The following is a 21,768-nucleotide window of genomic DNA, read 5'->3' as shown; positions in this document are numbered from 1 at the left end:
AGACGTCTGAAACAAGGGGGATTATCCATGCTCGCGCAACTTCCACCGGCCTTACAGAATCTGCATCTCCCGCTTCGGCTGCGGCTCTGGGATGGCCATGAATTTTCATTGGGTGCCGATCCCAGCGTCACGATTGTGGTCAAGGACCCACAAATGGTCGCGCAATTCACCCACCCCAGCCTGGACGCATTGGGGGCGGCGTTTGTCGAAGGTAAGCTGGAACTCGAAGGTTCGATCCACGAAGTCATTCGGGTCTGCGATGAATTGAGCCAGGCATTGGTGGCGGATGATGCCGGTAACCAGCCGGTACGTTCGGTCCACGACAAGGAAACCGACGCCAAGGCGATCTCCTACCACTACGATCTTTCCAATGCGTTCTATCAGCTGTGGCTCGACAGTGACATGGTCTATTCCTGCGCTTACTTCGAGACGGGCAGCGAAACCCTCGAACAAGCCCAGCAGGCCAAATTCCGTCATCTGTGCCGCAAGCTGCGATTGCAGCCAGGCGATTACCTGCTGGATGTCGGCTGCGGCTGGGGCGGTCTGGCGCGATACGCCGCGCGGGAGTTCGGTGCCAAGGTCTTCGGTATCACCCTGAGCAAGGCGCAGTTGGCCCTGGCCCGGGAACGGGTCAAGGCCGAAGGCCTGGAGGGTCAGGTCGAATTGCAACTGCTGGATTACCGCGACCTGCCCCAGGACGGCCGCTTCGACAAAGTGGTCAGCGTCGGCATGTTCGAGCATGTCGGCCATGCCAACCTCGAGCAGTATTGCAAGACGTTGTTCGGCGCCGTGCGAGAGGGCGGGTTGGTGATGAACCATGGCATCACCGCCAAGCACACCGACGGGCGTCCGGTCGGTCGCGGCGCTGGCGAGTTCATTGAGAAGTACGTATTCCCCAACGGTGAGTTGCCGCACCTGTCGATGATTTCCGCGCAGATCAGCGAAGCCGGGCTAGAGATTGTCGATGTGGAAAGCCTGCGCATGCACTACGCACGCACCCTCGATCACTGGAGTGAACGCCTGGAGGACAACCTTGAGGCGGCGTCCAAGGAAGTGTCGGAGCAGGCGTTACGGATCTGGCGACTGTACCTGGCCGGCTGCGCCTACGCGTTCGCCAAGGGCTGGATCAATCTGCACCAGATCCTGGCGGTGAAGGCGCACGCCGACGGCAGTCACGAGTTGCCCTGGACCCGGGACGATCTCTACGTCCCTTAAAGAATCGGCGAAATAAGCCGGGCGATCCGCATGCCGATCTTCTGCAGGCGGTGGGTCTCCCGGCTTTCCTGTTTGTCGATTTCCTGGGCCTGGGCGAAGTCTTCTTCAAGCATCTGCTCGACCTCGCTGGCGAACGGAATATCCACGGTGAGCAGCATGACTTCGAAGTTCAAGCGGAACGAACGGTTGTCCAGGTTCGCACTGCCGATGGCGCTGATTTCCCGGTCAATCAACACCACTTTCTGGTGCAGGAAACCCGGCGCATAACGGAACACCCGCACGCCGGCCCGAACCGCTTCAAATGCATACAGGCTGGACGCTGCGTAGACGATCTTGTGATCGGGCCGCGAGGGCAGCAGGATGCGCACATCCACGCCGCGTAGTACCGCCAGGCGTAAGGCGGCGAACACGGCTTCATCGGGGATGAAGTATGGCGTAGTGATCCACACGCGTTCGCTGGCGGCGTGAATGGCCTCGACAAAAAACAACGAGCAGGTTTCATAGTCATCGGCCGGGCCGCTGGCTAGCAACTGGCACAGTACGCCGTCGTCTGGGTAGCTGTCTGGCAGGATCAATGGAGGCAGCGAACGGGCCGCCCAGAACCAGTCTTCGGCGAACGACTCCTGCATGCTTGCCACCACCGGCCCGCGCACTTGGATGTGGGTGTCGCGCCACGGCGCCAAGGGTGGTTTTTCGCCCAGGTATTCGTCACCGACGTTGTGCCCGCCGACGAACCCCAGCACGCCGTCCACAACGACGATCTTGCGATGGTTGCGAAAGTTGACCTGGAACCGATTGAGCCAGCCACTGCGGGTGGCGAACGCTTTTACATGGACGCCGCCGTCGCGCAAGGCTTGCACATAACGGTGGGGCAGGGAGTGGCTGCCGATACGGTCGTAGAGTAGGTATACCGCCACGCCTTCGGCGGCTTTTTTCAAGAGCAGTGTTTGCAGGCGTTGACCGAGGCGGTCGTCATGGATGATGAAAAACTGAATCAGCACGGCCTGTCGTGCCTGCTCAATGGCCTGAAAAATCGCTTCGAACGTGGCATGGCCGTTGACGAGTAACCGCACCTGGTTATTCGCCAGGCACGGTGCGCGCCCCAGTTTCGGCATGGCCCGCAATGAAGCGTAGGCCTGGGAGGCGCGAGCGGTCAGGGCTTCTTCGACCCACGGTCGCCAGTTCAGCTCGGAGATCGCCTTGCGCATTTCCTCGTTGGCTTGCCGGCGCGCCTTGATGTAGCCATCGAAGGTGCTGCGGCCGAACACCAGATAAGGAATCAACGTCAGGTAGGGAATGAAGGTCAGCGACAGGGCCCAGGCAATCGAGCCTTGGGCGGTGCGCACCGTCAGTACAGCATGGACAGCGGCGATGGAACCCAGGGTGTGGAGCAGCGCGATCAGGTAACCGAAAACATGCGGGCCGAAATAATCCATGGGGCAGCCTTGCTCCTGAAGTTTCAATGCTTAACAGACCATGTTCCAAGGTGAATGTCGCTATTTAATTCACAGGTCTTGGCCCTGAACCGAAGCCTGTCGGTGGCGTCTAACGGCCACTTGTCCTCTGGAGTTTGTGCAATGAATGTTCGTCTGCTGGGTGTGGCCTTGGCGATGGGTTTGTCGGTTCCGATGGCGGCTCAGGCGCAGATGCTCCAGCCGGGTTTGTGGGAATTGACCACTAGCAACATGAAGGTCGATAACCAGAACCTGCCGGACCTGCAACTGATCCTCGGCCAGTTGCAAACCCAGATGACCCCGGAGCAACGGGCGATGCTGGAAAAGCAGGGGATCACCATGGGCGGTCAAGGCATTCGCGTGTGCCTGACCCCGGCGCAGGTGCAGACCAATGATATTCCGCTGCAAGACCCGCAATCGGGTTGTAAACAGGAGATCACCGAGCGCACCGGCAATCAGTGGAAGTTTCGCTTCAGTTGCCCGAAAGCCAAGGGGAATGGGGTCGCTACGTTCCAGAGCGATCGTGAATTCACCACCAAGGTTAACGGCACCTTTAACGCCACCGGCATCCAGCAGAACGGCAGCCTCGACACGCGCGCGGTGTGGCTGGGGCAGGATTGCGGAACGGTCAAGCCGAGGGCTTGACCATTTCAGGCGACAGCAACCCTGTGGCGAGGGAGCTTGCTCCCGCTGGGCTGCGCAGCAGCCCCCATGCTCCCCACCCATTACACAACCTGATCACGGCCGACTCAGCGCTCCATACAACGTATTGAGGTTGTACTCGAACAGGCCAGTGAACGTACTGGCCGGTCCGCTGGCGGCGAGTGCATCGGAGTACAGCGTGCCGCCGATGTGGGCGCCGCTCTCGTCGGCGATCTGCTTGAGCAGGCGGGCGTCCTTGATGTTTTCCATGAACACCGCTTTGACCTTCGCCTGACGAATCTGGGTAATCAACGCCGCGACTTCTGCCGCCGAGGGTTCACGCTCGGTGGACAAACCCTGGGGCGCCATGAACTCGATGCCATAGGCCTGGCCCAGGTAACCGAATGCATCATGGGACGTCACGATCTTGCGATTACCGGCAGGCAATGCGCCGAGCTTGGCCTTGGCTTCGGCGAGCAGGGCGTAGATCTTCTTCAGGTACGCCTGGCTGTTGCGTTCGTAATCGGCTTTGTTGGCCGGGTCGGCCGCTTCCAATGCCTTGGTGATGTTGCTGACGTACAGCTCGGCGTTCGCCAGGTTGTGCCACGCGTGCGGATCGGGAATGGTCTCGCCATCCTCATCCAACGACCGCGGGATAACGCCGCGGCTGGCGCTGATCACCGGGGCGCTGGTTTCGGTGCTGGTCACCAGGCGGTCCAGCCACGGCTCGAAGCCCAAGCCATTCTTGATGATCAGTTTTGCCTTGAGCAATGCCTTGGCGTCGTCTGGCGTGGGTTCGTAGGTGTGTGCATCGGCGTCCGGCCCGACCATGTTGGTGATTTGAATATGCTCACCGCCGACCTGCCGGGTCATGTCGGCGAGGATGCTGAAGCTGGTCACGACCTGGAGTTTTTCGGCGGCGGACAGGGACATGGACAGCATCAGACTGAGTAGCACGAGCAGAACGCGCATCGGGAGACACCTCATTGGGATGTGAGCAAAGGCGGGCGGCGCAGCAAACCGTGCACCGGACCGAATACCACCGACAACAGATACAACACGCCTGCCACCAGAACGATGGACGGCCCGCTGGGCAGTGAGTAATAGAAGGACAGCAACAGGCCAAGCCAGACTGAGAGGCAACCGAGCAGTCCGGCGATGAGCATCAGCAGCGGCAGGCGACGGCTCCAGAATCGCGACGCGGCGGCCGGCAGCATCATCAGGCCGACCACCATCAGTGCGCCGATGGCCTGGAAGCCGATCACCAGGTTCAGCACCACCAAGGTCAGGAACACGCCATGGGCCAACGGGCCGAGACGACTCACGGTTTGCAGGAACAGCGGGTCCAGTGTATCGAGCAGCAACGGTCGATAGATCAACGCCATCGCCACCAGGCTGGCGCCGGAAACCCACAGCATGCCGTTGAGCGTCGGGCCGTCCACCGCCAAGGCCGAGCCGAACAGCAGGTGAAGCAAGTCCAGGCGTTTGCCCGCCATGCCAAGGATCAGCACACCCGCGGCCAAGGAAATGGGATAAATCGCCGCGAGGCTGGCGTCCTCTCGCAGGCCGGTGCGGCGGGTAATCCAGGCGGCGAGTCCGGCCATGCTCAAGCCCGCGCCCAGGCCGCCGATGGTCAACGCTGGCAGGCTTAGTCCGGCAAACCAGAAGCCCAAGGCAGCACCAGGCAGGATGCCGTGAGCCACCGCGTCACCGATCAAGCTCATGCGCCGAAGAATCAGGAACACACCCAACGGCGCCGTGCTGCACGCCAACACCAGGCCGCCCAGCAAGGCCCGACGCATGAAGACAAACTCCAGGAAGGGTTGCCAGAAATGCGTGGCTGTGAGCATCAAGCCACCCACGTTTGGGGTTGTTGGGCAATCAAGTCGATACTGCGGCCCAGCACGCAGCCAGTGTTTTTGATCAGCAGCGTATGGGGGACATGTTGGCGTACCGCCGCCAAATCATGACACACCACCACGATCGTTCTCCCCGCGGCATGCCAGCGTTGAATGTGTTTCCACAGTAGCGCCTGGCCTTGTTCGTCGAGGGCGGCATGGGGTTCGTCGAGCAACAGCAAGGGCGCTTCGGCCAGGCTCAGGCGAGCGAGCAGGGCGCGTTGCAACTCGCCCCCGGACAACGCCATCAATGGACGATGTTCAAGGCCGCTCAGTGCCCAATCCTTGAGTACGGTTTGCAGCAACTGTCTTCGCATCGCAGGCGTGTGCCGATTGCCCCAGGAGCCGGCGGCCACCAGTTCTTGCAAGCTGATGGGAAATTGCCGATCCAGATGTTGCTGCTGTGGCATGAATGAAACGCCACCACGTCGTGGAACATTCAGGGTGACCTTGCCGGAGAGCGGTTTTTGCAGGCCTGCGAGCACTTTCAGCAAACTGCTTTTGCCCGAGCCGTTGGCACCGATGATGGCTGTGAGGCTGCCTTCCGGCCGCTCCATGGCGAGCGGCGGCGTGAGCGGTTGGCCGGAAATGCCCCAGCGCAGTGCTTGGCAGTTGATCATGATGGGTCTCGGGTCCAGCGGCTTTGAGCCACGGCGTCATGGGCATGGAGGCTTTCGGCATGAACGACGCGTACCTCCAGGGCAGTGATCCCGGGGGACCGGGCCAGGGCCGTGCTCAGTCGCCGCGCAGCGTCTTCGCAGAACATCAGGTTCTGGCCGTTGGCCAAAGCGAATGCTTGTTCATCGGCGCGTTTGACGGCGGTCTGCACAGCGGTGCCGAGCGCTGCTTCGGCTTCGTCGATGAACGACTGTAGAGGCAATTCCTCAACATCGGCGTCCAGGCGCAGGGTCAGGGTTGCGGTGCTGCGCTGGCTATGTGGGGTGGCGACGATGCCCTTCGATGAACCCAACCAAGCCAGGATTTCAGCGTGCTCGAGTTTTTTGTTGGCGAAGTCGTCGACGAATTGCTGCTGAATCAACTGCCGGGAAAGGGCTGCCGAGCATGGGCAAGTCGAGGAATAGGGAATCTGGATTTTCAGTTCCACGTGGAACATTGTGTTTTTCAAGCGAGCTTCAACGCTCACCGGATAGCCTTTCCAGCCCATCAACGGGCTGATTAACGCCGGACGCTTGAGCAGCAGATCGGTGTGCACGCTGAGCGAAGCCGCAACGGACAAACCTTCATGACTGTCGAGAAATTGCTTCAGGATTTGGCGCATTAGCGATGGTGAAAGTGGCCTTTCCTCAAGCAACCCTAGCGCCAGGTATAAACGTGACATGTGGATACCGCGCGCTTCACCGTCATCAAGGCTGACGCCGGCGTCGGCCGTTGCACTTAGACGCTGACCGTCAATCAACACCGGTGTGGAGATGCCGCACATACCCACCCAATCAAGGGGCAGGGTTTGACGTGAAACCTGCGCAGCCACGTCGGGCAGCGTTAACGCATTCATGGTTAAGGCCCATCGAAGGTTCAAAATTAGATGTTATATTATAACAGTAAAATTAAAGAAGCCTTTTTCCATGAAAGGAGTTTCATCTTCCTAAACGTTCACGTTCCACGTGAAACATCAGCGCGATAAGTCCTCGCAACCTTTCATGCGACCGCATGTAAATGCGCCGACGCTCCCGCCCGAACTTGAAAAGCGATTGAGCGTGGTCCAGCCCACACGCCGACTGTAGCCAACCCAACTCTCTCCATCCGAGGCCAAGCCGGTAAAGAACGTGAGCTGGCCGTAGCGACTGTTCGTTTGCGCCCAATAGCGGCGACTGACGGCTTCAAAACCGCGTAAATAAATCGTATTTCCCGCCGTTGCGACGCTGTAGGCATTGCCTTGGCCATCCACACAGGTCAGCAAATTCGCGCTTCGGGTGCAGTTCGCCAATAGTGGACTTTGGGCCGCCGCACTCAGCGCCCATAGCAAAAGCGGACCCGCCAAAACAAATTTCAGATGGTTGCGCATGGATTGATCTCGGGCCAATGAGAGCCGGCGGGGCTGGTTGAATAGTGTTGTTATACTATAACATAAAAAGAACCAGGCCCTGAACCCAGCCAAACCCTGGAAACGAGCCGTCGTCGAAGCGGCCGCCCGATGAGGATATACCGATGCCCAATCGCCTACCCGTAACCGTGCTTTCCGGATTTCTCGGTGCCGGTAAAAGCACGCTGCTCAACCACGTCCTGCGTAATCGCGACAATTTGCGGGTCGCCGTAATCGTCAACGATATGAGCGAAATCAACATCGATGGCAGCGAAGTCCAGCGAGATGTCACCCTGAGTCGTTCCGAAGAGAAATTGGTCGAGATGAGCAACGGCTGCATCTGCTGCACGCTGCGTGAGGACTTGCTTGAAGAAGTCGGGCAGCTCGCCAGGGAAGGGCGTTTCGATTACCTGTTGATCGAATCCACGGGAATCTCCGAGCCGTTGCCCGTGGCGGAAACTTTCACGTTTCGTGATGAAGAAGGCCGAAGCCTGGCCGACGTGGCGCGACTCGACACCATGGTCACGGTGGTTGATGGGGTGAACTTCCTGTTGGATTACCAAGCTGCCGAAAGCCTGGCCTCAAGGGGCGAAACCTTGGGAGACGAGGATGAGCGCTCGATCACCGATTTGCTGATCGAACAGATCGAGTTTGCCGACGTCATTCTGATCAGCAAAATCGACTTAATCAGCCAACACGAGCGGGAAGAGTTGAGCGCGATTCTGCGGCGCCTCAACGCCCAGGCACAGATTATTCCCATGGTCATGGGGCAGGTGCCCCTGGGCCGAATTCTCGACACGGGGCTTTTTGATTTTGAACGCGCCGCCCAGGCGCCCGGCTGGCTACAGGAACTGCGTGGTGAGCATGTGCCAGAAACCGAGGAATATGGCATCGCCTCGACTGCCTACCGTGCCCGCCGGCCGTTCCATCCCCAACGGTTCTTCAGCTTCATCGACCGTCCGTGGCCCAACGGCAAGCTCCTGCGCTCCAAGGGTTTTTTCTGGCTGGCCAGCAAGCCTGAGGAGGCGGGCAGTTGGTCCCAGGCGGGAGGCTTGATGCGGCATGGTTTCGCCGGGCGCTGGTGGCGGTTCGTGCCGAAGAATCAATGGCCGCAGGATGAAGAGAGCACGGCGACAATCATGAAGAACTGGCTGGCCACCACGGGCGATTGTCGCCAGGAACTGGTCTTCATTGGCCAGGACATCGATTTTGCCCAACTGACCGCTGAGCTGGACGATTGCCTGCTCACCGATGCGGAGATGGCCCTCGGCGCCGAAAGCTGGCGGCTGTTGCCCGATCCGTTCGGCCCATGGCATGAAGAGGTCGCAGCGTGATGCTGGCGCCGACTCTGAAAAGAATGATGCAGATCCGGCAGGTCCAAGGCGACACGCCAGGCATCTTCACGAAGATCCTGCAGGACGGCACCAACCTGGCGGTCTGGCAGCGGCAGCTTCCTGCACACATCGGCGATTTTGCCGCCATGGTGCTGGCGATGGACCAGCCACTGGCCGAATCCCGTGTGCTCGACTTGCCAGAGGAAGACACCCAGCCGGCGCTGCACGGCCTGGCTGCGGGTTTCAGCGACCTGCAAGGCTATGAAGGCTTTATCGCCGATGTTTCCTGGCTCGTCAGTGCGTTTGCCTGCCTGCTGGGCGCCCAACGTGTCGGTTTGCGTCTACGCACCTTGGATAAGGCCATGTGCCCGCGCTTCCATGTCGACCACGTGCCGGTGCGGTTGCTGACTACCTATGCGGGTGTCGGCAGCCAGTGGCTCAAGGAGGAAGCCATGGACCGCCGGCGCCTGGCACAGCCTGAAGCCGGGCCGGTTGATCCGCGCGTGATCCAGCAGTTTGGTTGCGGTGATGTCGGCTTGCTTAAAGGCGAGAAATGGCACGGTAATGAGGGGTTTGGCCTGATCCATCGCTCGCCGGAGCCCGCGCCGGGAGAGCGTCGCCTGATTCTCACCCTGGATTGGCTGGTTTAAGGCTTGAACCAGGTTCCCTGGCTTTGCCCTTCGCAAAATGGCTGCAGGTAAGCGGCATCGGTCGCCACGCCGTAATAGTGAATATCCTGGCGGTAAGGCATATTGGCGACCTGGGCGTTGCTGCACACGCCGAACGCGCCGCCAGGACATTGATCGACGTATTGCACCTCGACTTTCTGACCGGCAAGGTTTGGCTGGCAGAAACCGTCGGCAAACAGCTTCTGCGGGATGTTGCGGTTCTGCTGGCAGACTTTCACATCCAGTCGTTCCGCCTGGCTGTGGACCACGCAAGCCTGGGCCAATGCCTGGTTCGAAGTCAGTGCCAGTAACAACCAACCGATCATTCGCATCTTCACCTCCATCGAAAGTCGTCGATTATGTTGCAGCACATTCCCACCCATGTCATCGCCGGTCCCTTGGGCGCTGGCAAGACCAGCCTGATCAAGCATTTGCTGGCCCAACGCCCGGCCAATGAGCGCTGGGCGGTACTGATCAATGAGTTTGGCCAGATCGGCCTGGATGCCGCGCTGCTGACCCAGGCTGGCGATGGTATCGCACTGGGCGAAGTGGCCGGCGGCTGCTTGTGCTGCGTCAACGGCGCGCCGTTTCAGATCGGTCTTGGGCGTTTGCTGCGCAAGGCCAGGCCCGATCGGCTGTTCATCGAACCTTCGGGCCTGGGTCATCCGGCGCAGTTGATGCGGCAGTTGAGCGAGGCGCCATGGCTCGGCGTGCTGGCGGTGCAACCCTGTGTGCTGGTGTTGGATGCCCGGGCGATGTTGGACGGCAAGCCCTTGCCCGATGCACAGCAACAAGCCTTGGCGGATGCCGGACTGCTGGTGCTGAACAAATCCAACACCCTCACCCAAGCCGACCGCGAACGGTTGACGGCGCAACTGCCAGGGCGGGCGTTGTACTGGACGCAACACGCGGCATTACCGATCGAGCGATTGCCAGGCCTGATGGCGCTGGGCCACGGGGCTGTGGATAACTTGACCCTGCCCAAGCGCTTGGGGCAGATACCGGCCATCTGGTCCGACCCAACTCAGCCAATCTGCCTGCATCAGCAACAGGAGGGTGGCTGGAGTATCGGTTGGCGCTGGCACCCAAGCCAACGACTCGATGCAGCGGCGCTGACACGATGGCTACAGGGCCAGGACTGGAAACGGGCCAAGATGGTTATCCACAGCCTCGACGGTTGGGTTTCAGCCAATGCGTTGGAAGGGACGGCGCTGGGCTGGCAGGCCAGCGAATGGCGCCAGGATTCCCGGATCGAGCTGATTTTCGATCAGCCGCAAGACGTCGATCACCTGCAAGCCGGACTGGCGAACTGCCGGTGTGCCTGAATCAACCCTGTTTCAAGGCTTCCACTTGTTGTGTTCCTGGCGCCACTGGCTCAACTCGATGACTTCGGCCCTGGGCCTGGTCTGGACCGGTTCAATAGGGGTTGGTGGTGTTTCTTCGAACGGCATCGGGTAGGGCGCCAGTTCTATGTGGGCGCTGTGGGCACCGAACTGAGTGATGGTGCCCGAATGGCGGCTTTCGCCGGTGACGGTGAACTCGAAGGTGTAGACGCGAGCCAGGCGTCGTCGACCATTGGCGTCCTTTACGAAGCCGATTTTTTTCAGCGCCACGTTGCCGTCCAGCAGCTCGATCTTGAGGTTGGCGCAATGCTGCATGACCCTCGCCAACGCCCGTTCGCGCAAGCCATGGTTGTGCCACAGCCAGGCGCCGCCGCTAGCCAGCAGCATCAGCACGAAAATGTTTCCAAGGGTCAGCATGAACGAAGTGCTCCGACAAGTTGCTGTCAGCTTAACTGTCTCGCCGGTCTGTCGTACAGGCTGCGTTTAGTCGCATACTGCGCGGCTTGAATTTCAATCGTTTTACGGAAACTTCCCGCATGAAACGTACGCCTCATCTGCTTGCCATTCAGTCCCACGTGGTGTTCGGGCACGCCGGCAATAGCGCCGCAGTGTTTCCGATGCAGCGGGTCGGCGTGAACGTCTGGCCGCTCAATACCGTGCAATTTTCCAATCACACCCAGTACGGCCAATGGACCGGCGAGGTGCTGGCGCCCGAGCAAATACCCGCATTGGTAGAAGGCATCGCCGCCATCGGTGAGCTGGGGCATTGCGATGCGGTGTTATCCGGTTACCTGGGCAGCGCGGCCCAGGGGCGGGCGATTCTGACGGGCGTGGCGCGGATCAAGGCGGCCAATCCAAAGGCGCTGTACCTGTGTGACCCGGTCATGGGGCATCCAGAGAAGGGCTGTATCGTGGCGCCCGAGGTGAGCAAATTTCTCTTGGAAGAAGCCGCTGCCGTGGCGGATCTCATGTGCCCGAACCAACTGGAACTGGACAGTTTTTCCGGGCGCAAGGCGCAGTCGTTGCTGGACTGCCTGGCGATGGCTCGCGCGCTGCTGGCCCGTGGGCCGAAAGCGGTGCTGGTCAAGCACTTGGCCTACCCCGGCAAACCCGATGACAGCTTCGAAATGCTGTTGGTGACCGCCGAGGGCAGTTGGCACCTGCGCCGTCCACTGTTGGCGTTCCCGCGCCAGCCGGTGGGTGTGGGTGACCTGACCTCGGGGTTGTTCCTGGCACGGATACTGTTGGGGGACAGCCTGGTGGCGGCGTTCGAATTCACCGCCGCTGCGGTGCACGAAGTGCTGCTGGAAACCCAGGCCTGCACAAGCTATGAACTTGAACTGGTCCGTGCCCAGGACCGGATCGCCCATCCACGGGTGCGGTTCGAGGCGGTGCCGATCAGCCTCTGATCGCCCCTGTGGAAATGCTGCAAAACCCCTGTGGGAGCGAGCTTGCTCGCGATAGCAGCCGATCAGTCAATACTGATGCTGACTGACACACCGCCATCGCGAGCAAGCTCGCACAGTTGATTTTTCATTGACCGATCAAGGCCCGTCTGCCTTGATCTCCTGGTAGCGCTTCTCCAGTTCCTGGCGAATCTGCCGCCGTTGCTGGGCTTGTTCGTAGCGGCGCTTTTCTTCGCTGTTTTGCGGCTGCAAGGGCGGCACGGCAGCGGGTTTGCGCTGGTCATCCACCGCAACCATGGTGAAGAAGCAACTGTTGGTGTGACGCACCGAGCGTTCGCGAATATTTTCGGTCACGACTTTGATGCCCACTTCCATCGACGTGTTGCCGGTGTAGTTCACCGAGGCCAGGAAGGTCACCAGCTCGCCGACATGAATCGGCTCGCGGAAGATCACCTGGTCAACCGACAGGGTCACCACGTAGCGCCCGGCATAGCGGCTGGCGCAGGCGTAGGCGACTTCATCGAGGTATTTGAGCAAGGTGCCGCCATGGACATTGCCAGAGAAATTGGCCATATCGGGGGTCATCAACACCGTCATCGACAGCTGGGCGTTTCCGGGTTCCATAACGTACTCACGGTTCAAGGCAGTCATTCGGGAGTGCACCTCTGCGGATGCTGGAGAGTGGCCTGCAAACAGGTCACCCCGTTTTAAAACCACCGATATCGGGACGCTGCGCCTGTGCTTGCCGTCACGCGCCGATGGATCTGTTTCCATATATTGCACCGTCTTTTTGTCGGAAGTCGCGGTGTTACCCTTCAAAAGCCCCTTGTGAGGGCAATTCCTACAGCGGAAACGGATTTCTCCAGCTCGGCAGTGCGTCATTTGAACAGGGAGCCCCGACATGCATGCCATCAGTTTCATCCAGGATCTGGCGATCATCATGATGGCTGCGGGGCTGGTAACCGTACTCTTTCATCGTTTCAAACAACCGGTGGTACTGGGCTATATCGTGGCCGGCTTCATCATTGGCCCGCACACGCCGCCGTTTGGTTTTATCCACGACGAAGACACGATCAAGACCCTGGCCGAGCTCGGGGTGATCTTCCTGATGTTTTGCCTGGGGCTGGAATTCAGCCTGCGCAAACTGTTCAAGGTCGGCGCCACGGCCTTCATCGCGGCGTTCCTCGAAATCGTGTTGATGATCTGGATCGGCTATGAAATCGGCCGCTGGTTCGAATGGAGCACCATGGACTCGCTGTTTTTGGGCGCGATCCTGGCCATTTCCTCCACCACCATCATCGTCAAGGCCCTCAACGACCTGAAGATGAAGAACGAGCGCTTCGCGCAGTTGATCTTCGGGGTGTTGATCGTCGAGGACATCCTCGGTATCGGCATCATCGCCTTGCTGTCGAGCATTGCCGTCAGCGGCACCGTGAGCTCCGGCGAGGTGTTTTCCACCGTTGGCAAGTTGTCGCTGTTCATGATCGTCGCGTTGGTCATCGGCATTCTGCTGGTGCCGAGGTTGCTGGCCTACGTGGCGAAGTTCGACAGCAACGAAATGCTGCTGATTACCGTACTGGGCCTGTGTTTCGGCTTCTGCCTGCTGGTGGTGAAGCTGGAATACAGCATGGTGCTCGGGGCGTTCCTGATCGGTGCGATCATGGCCGAGTCCCGGCAGTTGCTGAAGATCGAGCGGTTGGTGGAGCCGGTGCGTGATCTGTTCAGCGCGATTTTCTTCGTCGCCATCGGACTGATGCTCGATCCGGCGATATTGCTGCAATACGCCTGGCCGATTGCGGTGATTACGGGCGCCGTGGTGCTTGGCAAGATGTTGTCCTGCGGCCTCGGTGCCTTTATCGCCGGCAACGATGGACGCACCTCGTTGCGCGTTGGGATGGGGCTTTCGCAGATCGGTGAATTCTCCTTCATCATCGCGTCGCTGGGGATGACCTTGCAGGTCACCAGCGATTTCCTCTACCCGGTAGCGGTCGCCGTTTCGGTGCTGACCACACTGCTGACGCCTTACTTGATCCGGGCCGCCGACCCGCTGTCCGTCAAGTTGGCAACGGCCATGCCGCAACGGCTGACGCGAGTGCTGGGGATGTATGGCGAATGGCTGCGTAGCATCCAGCCCCACGGCGAAGGCGCGATGCTGGCGTCGATGATCCGGCGGATTCTCCTGCAGGTAGGCGTCAACCTGGCGTTGGTCATCGCCATTTTTGTCTCGGGGGGATATTTCGCCGAGCGGATGTCGGCTTACCTGCAAGCCTGGATCAGCGATCCGAGCTGGCAAAAAGCATTGATCTGGGGCGGAGCGTTACTGCTGTCGCTGCCGTTCCTGATTGCCGCTTACCGCAAGCTCAAGGCGCTGTCGATGCTGCTGGCGGAGATGGGCGTGAAGCCGGAGATGGCTGGCCGCCACACCCAGCGCGTGCGCCGGGTGATCGCCGAAGTGATCCCGATTCTCTCGCTGCTGGTGATTTTTCTGCTATTGGCAGCCTTGTCGGCCAGCATCCTGCCGACCAACAAGTTGCTTGTGCTGATTGCCGTGGTGGCGACTGCCGTGGCGGCACTGCTCTGGCGCTGGTTCATCCGCTTGCATACGCGGATGCAGGTGGCCTTGCTTGAAACCCTGGACAACCACAAGGAGTCGTCCGGCCATTGACCGGCGGCGGGGCTCAGCTTTCCAGCCAGACGTCCCGGGCCCAGTGCCAGACCGATTCCCAGGTTTCCTCGGCGATCAGTTCTTCCTCGGCTTGCCACAACACCACCGTGCCGTCCTCTTCGACGCAGTAATAATCATCGCCGTCCTGGCAGATCGGGATCAGGCTGCGGTCGACACCGGCATCCCAGGCATTGGCGGCCACATCCGGCAGGTAGGTGTGGGACTGTGGATCGGTGACGGTTACCGGTTCCAGGCTGCCGTAGACGACGTCGCTGACGGTCAGCAAAAACTCCCTGAAGACGAACGGGATATCGATGAACAGCTGCTCTTCGATCTCTACCAGCAAGTCTTCGTCGGGCAATTCCAGCGGGACCGGTACGGGCTCGTTGGCTTCACGCAATTGTTCGATGATTTCTTCCACGTCCGGGGATCCTCTTTCTCGATGGCGCGGTTTTATATGGAGCGGTTTATACAGTAGCTCGCTATAGATGCAACCGCGAAATAGAAAACCCCGGCCTGAGCCGGGGTTCTTTTATTTCAACATGCAAAACCGGTAAAGGTTCAACCGTTCTGGCGGATACCGGCCACCAGCCAAGGCTGGTCATCGCCCTGGGCACGTTCCATGTTCCAGCTTTCGCTGAACGCTTCGCCCTTGTCGAAGCGAGAATCCTTCGACAGACCGCTGAAGGTCAGGGTGGCGATGGTCTTGTCGGCGCGATCGTCGACACCATCCAGTTGCACCTGGAGGTTGTCGATGTAGGTGGACTGGAAGCCGTCACCCAGCTCGGCCCGCTCGCGCTTGAGGAATTCCAGCAATTGCGGGGTGACGAACTCGGAGATCTTGTCCATCTCGTTCGCGTCCCAATGTTGCTGCAGGGCCATGAAGTGGTTGCGCGCGGCTTCGATGAAGCGGCCTTCGTTGAACCAGGCCGGCGCATTGATCACCGGACGAGCGGCCACAGGCGCTGCCGAACCACCGAAGATCGAACCGCTGGCAGGCTGCTGGTTGAACACTTCACGCTGCATCGGCGCGTGGCCAGCTGGAGCGAGTTGCTCCTGCTGCTTGCGACGACGAGCGGCAATGAAGCGGAAGACCAGGAAGGCGATGACCGCCATGATCAGGATGTCGAAGATCTGCATGCCCTGGAAGCCGTCACCCATGAACATGGAGGCGAGCAGGCCACCGGCAGCGATGCCGGCCAGGGGGCCGAGCCAGCGCGACGCGCCGCTGGCCTTGGTGGCAGCGCCCGCGGCACCGGCCGCGCCTGCGGTGGCAGCGGTAGAGCCGGCGGCAGAAGACGGCGCCATCTGGCTGGTCTGGTGAGTCGGGGCTGCTCCCGAGCTTTTACCACCGCCAAAGCGCTTGGCGGCATTGGCGTCGATGGCCATCGTCAGGCCGATGCACAACGCCATGGCGATGCTAAGAAAACGTTTCATATAAAGGCATTCCCATTTGTGGATAGCACGCGCGCCATGTTGCACAGCAGAACTGTTGCTGGCTAGCAGCAGAGTGTTTCGGGCTTTTGCGTGACAGGTGAGGTTCAGCTTCAGCTGCGCAAGAAAGCTTGTTCGCTTTGGGCTGTAGGAAAGGGGAACAAGTTCTATCGGAAATGTTTGGCGTCCCCAGAACAACCTGTGGGAGCGAGCTTGCTCGCGATAGCGGTGTGTCAGTCAGCAACAATAGTGACTGATCCACCGCTATCGCGAGCAAGCTCGCTTCCACAGAGTTCCTGCAAGGCCTTTAGATCGCTTCGAGCTTGGCATATCCCAGCATCAGCCACTTGCTGCCTTCGCTGAAATTCACCTGCACCCGGGCCTGGGCGCCGGCGCCTTCGAAGTTGAGGATAACGCCGTCGCCGAATACCGAATGCCGCACGGTCTGGCCGAGGCTGAAGCCGGTTTCCGGGATATCGCTGCCGCCAAACAAGCTGCTGGTGCTTTGTTGCTGGCCGCCGCCGAACGGCCGGCTGACACTGTTGGACAGCCGCACTTCCTGGATCAAGCCCTTCGGCACTTCACGTACGAAGCGCGACACTTTGTTGTAGGTCTCGCTGCCATACAAGCGTCGGGTTTCGGCATAGGTCATGACCAGGTTCTGCATGGCGCGGGTGATACCGACATAGGCCAGGCGCCGCTCCTCTTCCAGGCGTCCCGGTTCTTCCAGGCTCATCTTGTGGGGGAACAGGCCTTCTTCCATGCCCACGAGGAACACATAAGGGAATTCCAGGCCCTTGGCGCTGTGCAGGGTCATCAACTGGATGCTGTCTTCATGTTCGTCGGCCTGGGTGTCGCCGGCCTCCAGGGAGGCGTGACCGAGGAAGGCCGACAGCGGCGAGAGGTCTTCGTCTTCTTCGGTGTTCTCGAAGTTGCGCGCGGCGCTGACCAGTTCCTCAAGGTTTTCCACCCGGGCCTGGCCTTTCTCGCCTTTTTCCGCTTCGTGGTAGGCGATCAGGCCGGACTGTTCGATGACGGTCTGGGTCATCAAGTGCAGAGGCATTTCCCCGCACTTGGCGGCCAGGTCTTCGATCAGGTCCATGAAGGCCTTCAGGGCGCCGGCGGCGCGACCGGTCACGCCTTTGTTGGTGACCAGCTGGCGCATGGATTCCCACATGGACACATGGCTGTGGCGCGCGTGATCGCGAATCGCCTCGACGGTTTTCTCGCCAATGCCCCGCGTCGGCACGTTGATGACCCGCTCCAGGGCCGCGTCGTTGCCCCGACCTTCGATCAGGCGCAGGTAGGCCATGGCGTTCTTGATTTCCGCACGTTCGAAGAAGCGCTGGCCACCATAGATGCGGTAAGGGATCCGTTCGCGCAGCAAGGCCTCTTCCAGCACTCGCGACTGGGCGTTGGAACGGTACAGGATGGCAATGTCGCTACGGGCCAGGCCGGTTTTCAGCGCACTCTCGATGGTTTCCACCACGTAGCGGGCTTCATCGTGTTCGTTGAAGGCGGCATAGAGGTTGATCGCTTCGCCTTCGCCGCCATCAGTCCACAACTCTTTGCCCAGGCGCCCGGTGTTGTTGGCGATCAGGGCGTTGGCGGCTTTGAGGATGCCGGCGGTGGAGCGGTAGTTCTGTTCCAGGCGGATGACTTCGGCGTCGGGAAAGTCCGCCGAGTACTGGTGAATGTTCTCGATCTTGGCGCCGCGCCAGCCGTAGATCGACTGATCGTCGTCACCCACCACCATCAGGCTGTCGCCGCCCTTGGCGAGCAAGCGCAACCAGGCGTATTGCACGGCGTTGGTGTCCTGGAACTCGTCCACCAGTACATGCCGGAAGCGCTTTTGGTAGTGAGCCAGCAGGCCCGGGTGGTCGCGCCACAGGTCCAGGGCCCGCAGCAGCAGCTCGGAAAAGTCGATTACCCCGGCACGCTGGCACGCCGCCTCGTAGGCTTCGTAGATGCTGCGCATGGTCGCCAGGAACAGGTCGCCGCTGGCCTGGATATGCTGCGGGCGCAGGCCTTCGTCTTTCTGGCCGTTGATGAACCATTGGGCCTGGCGGGCCGGCCAGCGTTGTTCGTCCAGGCCAAGCTCGCGGATCACCCGCTTGACCAGGCGTTGCTGGTCGTCGCTGTCCAGGATCTGGAAGGTCTGGCTCAGCCCGGCCTCCTGCCAATGCGCCCGCAACAAGCGGTGCGCCAGGCCGTGGAAGGTGCCGACCCACATGCCGGCGGGGTTGATGCCCATCAGTTGTTCGATGCGATGGCGCATCTCGGCCGCGGCCTTGTTGGTGAACGTCACCGACAGGATCGAATGGGGCGAGGCGTTCTCGACCTGGATCAACCAGGCGATACGGTGCACCAGCACTCGGGTTTTACCGGAGCCGGCACCGGCCAGGACCAACTGACGACCCACGGAGGCGGCTACGGCCTGGCGTTGGGCATCGTTGAGGGAGTTCAGCAGAAGGGAGAGATCATCGCGCATCGGAGCATTCTAGGGTGCAGCGTCACCCCGGGCAAACCGAGCTTTGCATCGGCCGATAAAAGACCGTTTGGTGATGACCGGCGAGTCACGGGCTACAGGCGTTGGCGGGACTCGCTCGGGAGGGGCGCCATCCAATGGAATAGCGACTTTTTTCAATGTTTTTATGAGCTGGGGCAGTGTGGGATGGCCCATGGCTTGTGTATGCTCGGCGCTTGTTTCGGGTTCTCCACGCTCCTCTCTATAAGAACAAGAACAGTGCCAATGACCCTCAATTCCGATCCGGCGGGCCCCTGTGTGGAACCGCGGGTCATCTGCAAGCAGTACGCCACGGAGATGGCGGTCGAGCGCACACGTCTGCTGTATCAGGGCTCACTGCTTCCTACATTGTTCATGCTGCTCAACGGTCTGGTCTGCGCCGCACTGTTATGGGAGCCGCGGCGCTATTTCCTGGTCAGCGTCTGGCTCGTCTGGTTGTTGTCACTGGTGGCGTTGCGGGTGATCCAGGTGGCGGCTTTCGATTCGGCAATGCCAAGCCGCCAGGCCCACCCGATCTGGTTGCGTATGTTTTTGCTGGGCTCGGCGATGACCGGCCTTACGCTGGCGGGGGCCGGCATCGCGTTGGTCCCGGCCGACAGCTTCCAGCAGCAGGCCTGGGTGTTCGGCCTGATTGGCGCGGCCGCGTTGTCGGCCAGCGTGGCCTATGCCGTGAGTCTTCCGGCGTTCCTGTCCTTTGCCTTGCCCTGCCTGTTACCGGCCATCGGCTATCTCTTCTGGGGCGGCGATGAGCAGCAGCGGGGTTGGGGCTGGCTCGGGCTGATTGTGTTGGTTTCCTTGAGTGTGGTGGCTTGGCAAGTCAATCGCCTGATCCAGAATGGCATGTTGCGCCGTTTCCAGAACCAGGCGTTGATCGAGCACCTGCAGCAAACCCAAACCCGCGGTGCGATGCTCAACGAGGCGCTGGGCCGGGAGGTTGAGCAACGGCGCTCGGCCGAGGAAAAATTGCGAGCGGCCCAGGTGGGCCTGGAGGCGCGTGTCGCGCAGCGCAGTCTTGAACTGGAGGCCGCCAGCCAGGCCCTGAGCAAAAGTGAGGCGCGCCTGGCCCTGGCCCTCAAGGCCAGTGAGCTGGGGTTGTGGGATTGGAATCTGCAGACTGACGAAGTCCATCACACCCAGCTCAAGGAGCTGTTCGGCCTGGAGCCCGAATACGTCACGGCGATGCTCAGCCATCTCACCCCGCGCCTGCACCCTCAAGACCTGCCGGCGCTCAAGCGGGCCCTGGTCGAGCACCTCAAGGGCCGCAGCGAGGATTACCAGATCGAATACCGGGTGCGGCACGGCGATGGCCATTGGGTCTGGATCGAGGACCGTGGCCGAGCCGTGGAGCGCAGCGCCAGCGGACGGGTGCTGCGCATGGTCGGGACCCGGCGCGACATCAGCGCGAGCAAGGAACTCGAGCAGCAACGGCAGCTGGCGGCCACGGTGTTCGAGGCCGCCAGCGAAGGGATTGTGATTTTCGACCCCAATTATGTGCTGCTCGCGGCCAATCAAGCGTTCACGCGAGTCACCGGTTTCAATATCGATGACATGCTCGGGCGCAATGTCGTCAACCTGCCATGCAGTCGCGACGCGCGCCGGCACTATCCCATCATCCGCCAAGCGCTCAAACAGCATGGCACCTGGCAGGGTGAGCTGGTGGAGGCGCGGGCCAACGGCGAGTTGTACCCGCAATGGCTGCAACTGAACGTCGTGCGCGATGCTCGGGGAAATATCAGCCATATCGTGGGCTTTTTCGCCGATCTTTCGGCGCGCCGCGAATCTGAAGAGCGCATGCGCTACCTGACCCATTACGACGAACTGACCGGGCTGGCGAATCGCTCGCTGTTCCGTGAGCGCCTGAACGAAGCTCATCAGCGGGTGCGCCAGGGTGGACGGCGTAGCCTGGCGTTGCTGCATATCAACCTGGACCGTTTCAAACTGCTCAACGATAGCCTGGGCCATGACATCGCCGACCAGTTGTTGCAGAAAATGGCGCGGCGCTTGATCAATGCACTGCCCGAGGCCGACACCATTGCCCGGTTATCCGGCGATGAGTTTGCGGTGTTGTTCGATGCCTACGGCAGCCTTTCCAGCCTGGCGCGGGTGGCGACCCGGCTGGCCGCCAAGCTGCGCGTGCCGTTGACCATCGAAGGTCATGAATTGGTGCTCAGTGCCTCCATCGGCATCAGCTTGTTGCCGGACAACACGCGGGAAATTGCCACGCTGGTCAGCCAGGCGAACATGGCCATGCAGCACGCCAAGCATCTGGGGGGCAACAACTTCCAGTTCTACACCGAGAGCCTCCAGGCCAGCACGCTGGAGCGCCTGCAACTGGAAAACCAACTGCGCAAGGCCTTGGAAGAGCAACAACTGAAAGTCTTTTATCAGCCCAAATTGTGCCTGGCCACCGGTCGCCTGAACGCCGCCGAGGCGCTGGTGCGTTGGGATCATCCGGCCATGGGCCGAGTCCCGCCGGGAGATTTCATTGGCTTGGCTGAAGAGACCGGGCTGATCGGACCGATTGGCGAGTTCGTGTTGCGCCAAGCCTGTTGGCAGGCGTGCGAATGGCAGCGCCAAGGGCTTGAGCCGATCAGGGTGTCGGTCAACCTGTCAGTGCATCAGTTGCGCCAGGGCAAGCTGGTCAGCCTGGTGCGACAAGTGCTGGAGGAAACCGGCCTGGCGCCCCAGTACCTGGAGCTGGAGTTGACCGAGAGCCAGTTGCTCGACAGCGTTGAACACATCATCGCCACGTTCCAGCAATTGCGCGACCTTGGGGTCAAGCTGGCGATCGACGATTTTGGCACCGGCTACTCATCCCTGAGCTACCTCAAGCGTATCCCGGTGGACTACGTGAAGATCGACCAGGCGTTCATCCGCGGGCTGGGCGAGGGCAGCGTGGATACCGCCATTACCCGGGCAATCATTGCAATGGCCCATGGCTTGTCGCTCAAGGTAGTGGCTGAAGGCGTTGAGCGTCAGGAGCAGCTTGAGTTCCTCAGGAACGAGGGTTGCGATGAGGTGCAGGGGTATCTGATCAGCCGGCCGGTGGAGGCAGACGGTTTGGCCGGGTTGTTGCGGGCGCAGCACCTGGGTTGAATTAACCTGAACGACGACGATAACTTCCCGGTAGACGACGAGCGC

The 21,768-nt window shown here is 60.6% G+C and carries 20 protein-coding genes; 8 read left to right on the top strand and 12 right to left on the bottom strand.

Translation table 11 applies throughout. The features are described 5' to 3' along the window. Nucleotides 1-27: 27 nt before the first annotated feature. Nucleotides 28-1,215: a C17 cyclopropane fatty acid synthase CfaB gene (gene cfaB / locus ACLH0I_RS00620; protein ID WP_411386007.1), complete on the top strand. Its 1,188-nt coding sequence runs from the start codon at nucleotides 28-30 to the stop codon at nucleotides 1,213-1,215. Here cfaB and cls read toward each other — a convergent pair. Then, complete coding sequence (gene cls, locus ACLH0I_RS00615) at nucleotides 1,212-2,651, bottom strand: cardiolipin synthase (protein WP_250965404.1); 1,440 nt, start codon at nucleotides 2,649-2,651, stop codon at nucleotides 1,212-1,214. The genes cfaB and cls overlap by 4 nt on opposite strands. Nucleotides 2,652-2,792: 141 nt before the next feature. Between cls and ACLH0I_RS00610 the strand changes: the two genes are divergently transcribed. Then, nucleotides 2,793-3,314: a DUF3617 domain-containing protein gene (locus ACLH0I_RS00610; RefSeq protein ID WP_411386006.1), complete on the top strand. Its 522-nt coding sequence runs from the start codon at nucleotides 2,793-2,795 to the stop codon at nucleotides 3,312-3,314. Between the two features lie 93 nt (nucleotides 3,315-3,407). Here the strand turns inward: ACLH0I_RS00610 and ACLH0I_RS00605 are convergent, their stop codons facing one another. From ACLH0I_RS00605 to ACLH0I_RS00585, 5 genes are all read right to left on the bottom strand, one after another. Then, on the bottom strand, nucleotides 3,408-4,283 hold the full coding sequence (locus tag ACLH0I_RS00605; protein WP_250965402.1) for a metal ABC transporter substrate-binding protein: 876 nt from the start codon (nucleotides 4,281-4,283) through the stop codon (nucleotides 3,408-3,410). Between the two features lie 11 nt (nucleotides 4,284-4,294). Continuing rightward, nucleotides 4,295-5,161, bottom strand: coding sequence for a metal ABC transporter permease (locus ACLH0I_RS00600; protein ID WP_411386005.1), 867 nt, complete (start codon nucleotides 5,159-5,161; stop codon nucleotides 4,295-4,297). Then, nucleotides 5,161-5,829: a metal ABC transporter ATP-binding protein gene (locus tag ACLH0I_RS00595; protein ID WP_411386004.1), complete on the bottom strand. Its 669-nt coding sequence runs from the start codon at nucleotides 5,827-5,829 to the stop codon at nucleotides 5,161-5,163. The genes ACLH0I_RS00600 and ACLH0I_RS00595 overlap by 1 nt, the downstream gene beginning before the upstream one ends. Beyond that, the gene (gene folE2 / locus ACLH0I_RS00590; protein WP_411386003.1) at nucleotides 5,826-6,722 is read right to left on the bottom strand and encodes a GTP cyclohydrolase FolE2; all 897 of its coding nucleotides are present in this window, start codon (nucleotides 6,720-6,722) and stop codon (nucleotides 5,826-5,828) included. The genes ACLH0I_RS00595 and folE2 overlap by 4 nt, the downstream gene beginning before the upstream one ends. A 117-nt stretch (nucleotides 6,723-6,839) precedes the next feature. Further along, entirely contained in the window at nucleotides 6,840-7,232 is a 393-nt protein-coding gene (locus tag ACLH0I_RS00585) for a glutamine synthetase (protein WP_411386002.1), read from the bottom strand. 143 nt (nucleotides 7,233-7,375) lie between these two features. On the opposite strand from ACLH0I_RS00585, the gene zigA reads away from it, so the two are divergent. After that, nucleotides 7,376-8,584 (top strand): zinc metallochaperone GTPase ZigA, encoded by a 1,209-nt coding sequence (zigA, locus tag ACLH0I_RS00580; protein WP_411386001.1) that lies wholly within the window; start codon nucleotides 7,376-7,378, stop codon nucleotides 8,582-8,584. Further along, nucleotides 8,584-9,234, top strand: a complete 651-nt coding sequence (locus ACLH0I_RS00575) for a DUF1826 domain-containing protein (protein ID WP_411386000.1) — start codon at nucleotides 8,584-8,586, stop codon at nucleotides 9,232-9,234. The genes zigA and ACLH0I_RS00575 overlap by 1 nt, the downstream gene beginning before the upstream one ends. On the opposite strand, the gene ACLH0I_RS00570 is transcribed toward ACLH0I_RS00575, so the two are convergent. Further along, a complete protein-coding gene (locus ACLH0I_RS00570; RefSeq protein ID WP_411385999.1) occupies nucleotides 9,231-9,584 on the bottom strand; it encodes an NADH:ubiquinone oxidoreductase in 354 nt (117 codons plus the stop codon). The two genes, ACLH0I_RS00575 and ACLH0I_RS00570, sit on opposite strands and share 4 nt — an antisense overlap. Nucleotides 9,585-9,611: 27 nt before the next feature. On the opposite strand from ACLH0I_RS00570, the gene ACLH0I_RS00565 reads away from it, so the two are divergent. Then, nucleotides 9,612-10,577: a CobW family GTP-binding protein gene (locus tag ACLH0I_RS00565; RefSeq protein WP_250965396.1), complete on the top strand. Its 966-nt coding sequence runs from the start codon at nucleotides 9,612-9,614 to the stop codon at nucleotides 10,575-10,577. Between the two features lie 12 nt (nucleotides 10,578-10,589). On the opposite strand, the gene ACLH0I_RS00560 is transcribed toward ACLH0I_RS00565, so the two are convergent. Further along, nucleotides 10,590-11,012 carry a DUF3301 domain-containing protein gene (locus ACLH0I_RS00560; protein WP_250965395.1) on the bottom strand — a complete coding sequence of 141 codons (423 nt, stop codon included), beginning with the start codon at nucleotides 11,010-11,012 and terminating at the stop codon, nucleotides 10,590-10,592. 119 nt (nucleotides 11,013-11,131) lie between these two features. Between ACLH0I_RS00560 and pdxY the strand changes: the two genes are divergently transcribed. Further along, entirely contained in the window at nucleotides 11,132-12,004 is an 873-nt protein-coding gene (pdxY, locus tag ACLH0I_RS00555; protein ID WP_250965394.1) for a pyridoxal kinase PdxY, read from the top strand. Nucleotides 12,005-12,139: 135 nt separating this feature from the next. Here the strand turns inward: pdxY and ACLH0I_RS00550 are convergent, their stop codons facing one another. Beyond that, complete coding sequence (locus tag ACLH0I_RS00550; protein WP_041023987.1) at nucleotides 12,140-12,625, bottom strand: acyl-CoA thioesterase; 486 nt, start codon at nucleotides 12,623-12,625, stop codon at nucleotides 12,140-12,142. Between the two features lie 277 nt (nucleotides 12,626-12,902). On the opposite strand from ACLH0I_RS00550, the gene ACLH0I_RS00545 reads away from it, so the two are divergent. Then, nucleotides 12,903-14,666: a cation:proton antiporter gene (locus ACLH0I_RS00545; RefSeq protein WP_186728409.1), complete on the top strand. Its 1,764-nt coding sequence runs from the start codon at nucleotides 12,903-12,905 to the stop codon at nucleotides 14,664-14,666. A 13-nt stretch (nucleotides 14,667-14,679) separates the two neighbouring features. Here ACLH0I_RS00545 and ACLH0I_RS00540 read toward each other — a convergent pair whose 3' ends face one another. The 3 genes from ACLH0I_RS00540 to uvrD all read right to left on the bottom strand — a co-directional run bounded on the left by ACLH0I_RS00540 (nucleotide 14,680) and on the right by uvrD (nucleotide 18,591). Beyond that, nucleotides 14,680-15,087, bottom strand: coding sequence for an SMI1/KNR4 family protein (locus tag ACLH0I_RS00540; RefSeq protein ID WP_003187120.1), 408 nt, complete (start codon nucleotides 15,085-15,087; stop codon nucleotides 14,680-14,682). Between the two features lie 140 nt (nucleotides 15,088-15,227). Next, nucleotides 15,228-16,103, bottom strand: coding sequence for a Tim44 domain-containing protein (locus ACLH0I_RS00535; protein ID WP_411385998.1), 876 nt, complete (start codon nucleotides 16,101-16,103; stop codon nucleotides 15,228-15,230). Nucleotides 16,104-16,407: 304 nt separating this feature from the next. Beyond that, nucleotides 16,408-18,591, bottom strand: coding sequence for a DNA helicase II (gene uvrD / locus ACLH0I_RS00530; RefSeq protein ID WP_411385997.1), 2,184 nt, complete (start codon nucleotides 18,589-18,591; stop codon nucleotides 16,408-16,410). A 261-nt stretch (nucleotides 18,592-18,852) separates the two neighbouring features. Between uvrD and ACLH0I_RS00525 the strand changes: the two genes are divergently transcribed. Beyond that, entirely contained in the window at nucleotides 18,853-21,723 is a 2,871-nt protein-coding gene (locus tag ACLH0I_RS00525; RefSeq protein WP_411385996.1) for a putative bifunctional diguanylate cyclase/phosphodiesterase, read from the top strand. Nucleotides 21,724-21,768: the final 45 nt, after the last annotated feature.

Origin of the sequence: Pseudomonas sp. MPB03, assembly GCF_046605385.1 — a bacterium.
Classification (GTDB): domain Bacteria; phylum Pseudomonadota; class Gammaproteobacteria; order Pseudomonadales; family Pseudomonadaceae; genus Aquipseudomonas; species Aquipseudomonas zanjanensis.
This window is presented reverse-complemented; position numbering and strand designations above follow the sequence as displayed.

Excerpts from the sequence above, each read along its gene's own strand:
- cfaB (WP_411386007.1), top strand. The coding sequence starts at position 28 with ATGCTCGCGCAACTTCCACCGGCCTTACAGAATCTGCATCTCCCGCTT.
- cls (WP_250965404.1), bottom strand. The coding sequence starts at position 2,651 with ATGGATTATTTCGGCCCGCATGTTTTCGGTTACCTGATCGCGCTGCTC.
- ACLH0I_RS00610 (WP_411386006.1), top strand. The coding sequence starts at position 2,793 with ATGAATGTTCGTCTGCTGGGTGTGGCCTTGGCGATGGGTTTGTCGGTT.
- ACLH0I_RS00605 (WP_250965402.1), bottom strand. The coding sequence starts at position 4,283 with ATGCGCGTTCTGCTCGTGCTACTCAGTCTGATGCTGTCCATGTCCCTG.
- ACLH0I_RS00600 (WP_411386005.1), bottom strand. The coding sequence starts at position 5,161 with ATGCTCACAGCCACGCATTTCTGGCAACCCTTCCTGGAGTTTGTCTTC.
- ACLH0I_RS00595 (WP_411386004.1), bottom strand. The coding sequence starts at position 5,829 with ATGATCAACTGCCAAGCACTGCGCTGGGGCATTTCCGGCCAACCGCTC.
- folE2 (WP_411386003.1), bottom strand. The coding sequence starts at position 6,722 with ATGAATGCGTTAACGCTGCCCGACGTGGCTGCGCAGGTTTCACGTCAA.
- ACLH0I_RS00585 (WP_411386002.1), bottom strand. The coding sequence starts at position 7,232 with ATGCGCAACCATCTGAAATTTGTTTTGGCGGGTCCGCTTTTGCTATGG.
- zigA (WP_411386001.1), top strand. The coding sequence starts at position 7,376 with ATGCCCAATCGCCTACCCGTAACCGTGCTTTCCGGATTTCTCGGTGCC.
- ACLH0I_RS00575 (WP_411386000.1), top strand. The coding sequence starts at position 8,584 with ATGCTGGCGCCGACTCTGAAAAGAATGATGCAGATCCGGCAGGTCCAA.
- ACLH0I_RS00570 (WP_411385999.1), bottom strand. The coding sequence starts at position 9,584 with ATGCGAATGATCGGTTGGTTGTTACTGGCACTGACTTCGAACCAGGCA.
- ACLH0I_RS00565 (WP_250965396.1), top strand. The coding sequence starts at position 9,612 with ATGTTGCAGCACATTCCCACCCATGTCATCGCCGGTCCCTTGGGCGCT.
- ACLH0I_RS00560 (WP_250965395.1), bottom strand. The coding sequence starts at position 11,012 with ATGCTGACCCTTGGAAACATTTTCGTGCTGATGCTGCTGGCTAGCGGC.
- pdxY (WP_250965394.1), top strand. The coding sequence starts at position 11,132 with ATGAAACGTACGCCTCATCTGCTTGCCATTCAGTCCCACGTGGTGTTC.
- ACLH0I_RS00550 (WP_041023987.1), bottom strand. The coding sequence starts at position 12,625 with ATGGAACCCGGAAACGCCCAGCTGTCGATGACGGTGTTGATGACCCCC.
- ACLH0I_RS00545 (WP_186728409.1), top strand. The coding sequence starts at position 12,903 with ATGCATGCCATCAGTTTCATCCAGGATCTGGCGATCATCATGATGGCT.
- ACLH0I_RS00535 (WP_411385998.1), bottom strand. The coding sequence starts at position 16,103 with ATGAAACGTTTTCTTAGCATCGCCATGGCGTTGTGCATCGGCCTGACG.
- uvrD (WP_411385997.1), bottom strand. The coding sequence starts at position 18,591 with ATGCGCGATGATCTCTCCCTTCTGCTGAACTCCCTCAACGATGCCCAA.
- ACLH0I_RS00525 (WP_411385996.1), top strand. The coding sequence starts at position 18,853 with ATGACCCTCAATTCCGATCCGGCGGGCCCCTGTGTGGAACCGCGGGTC.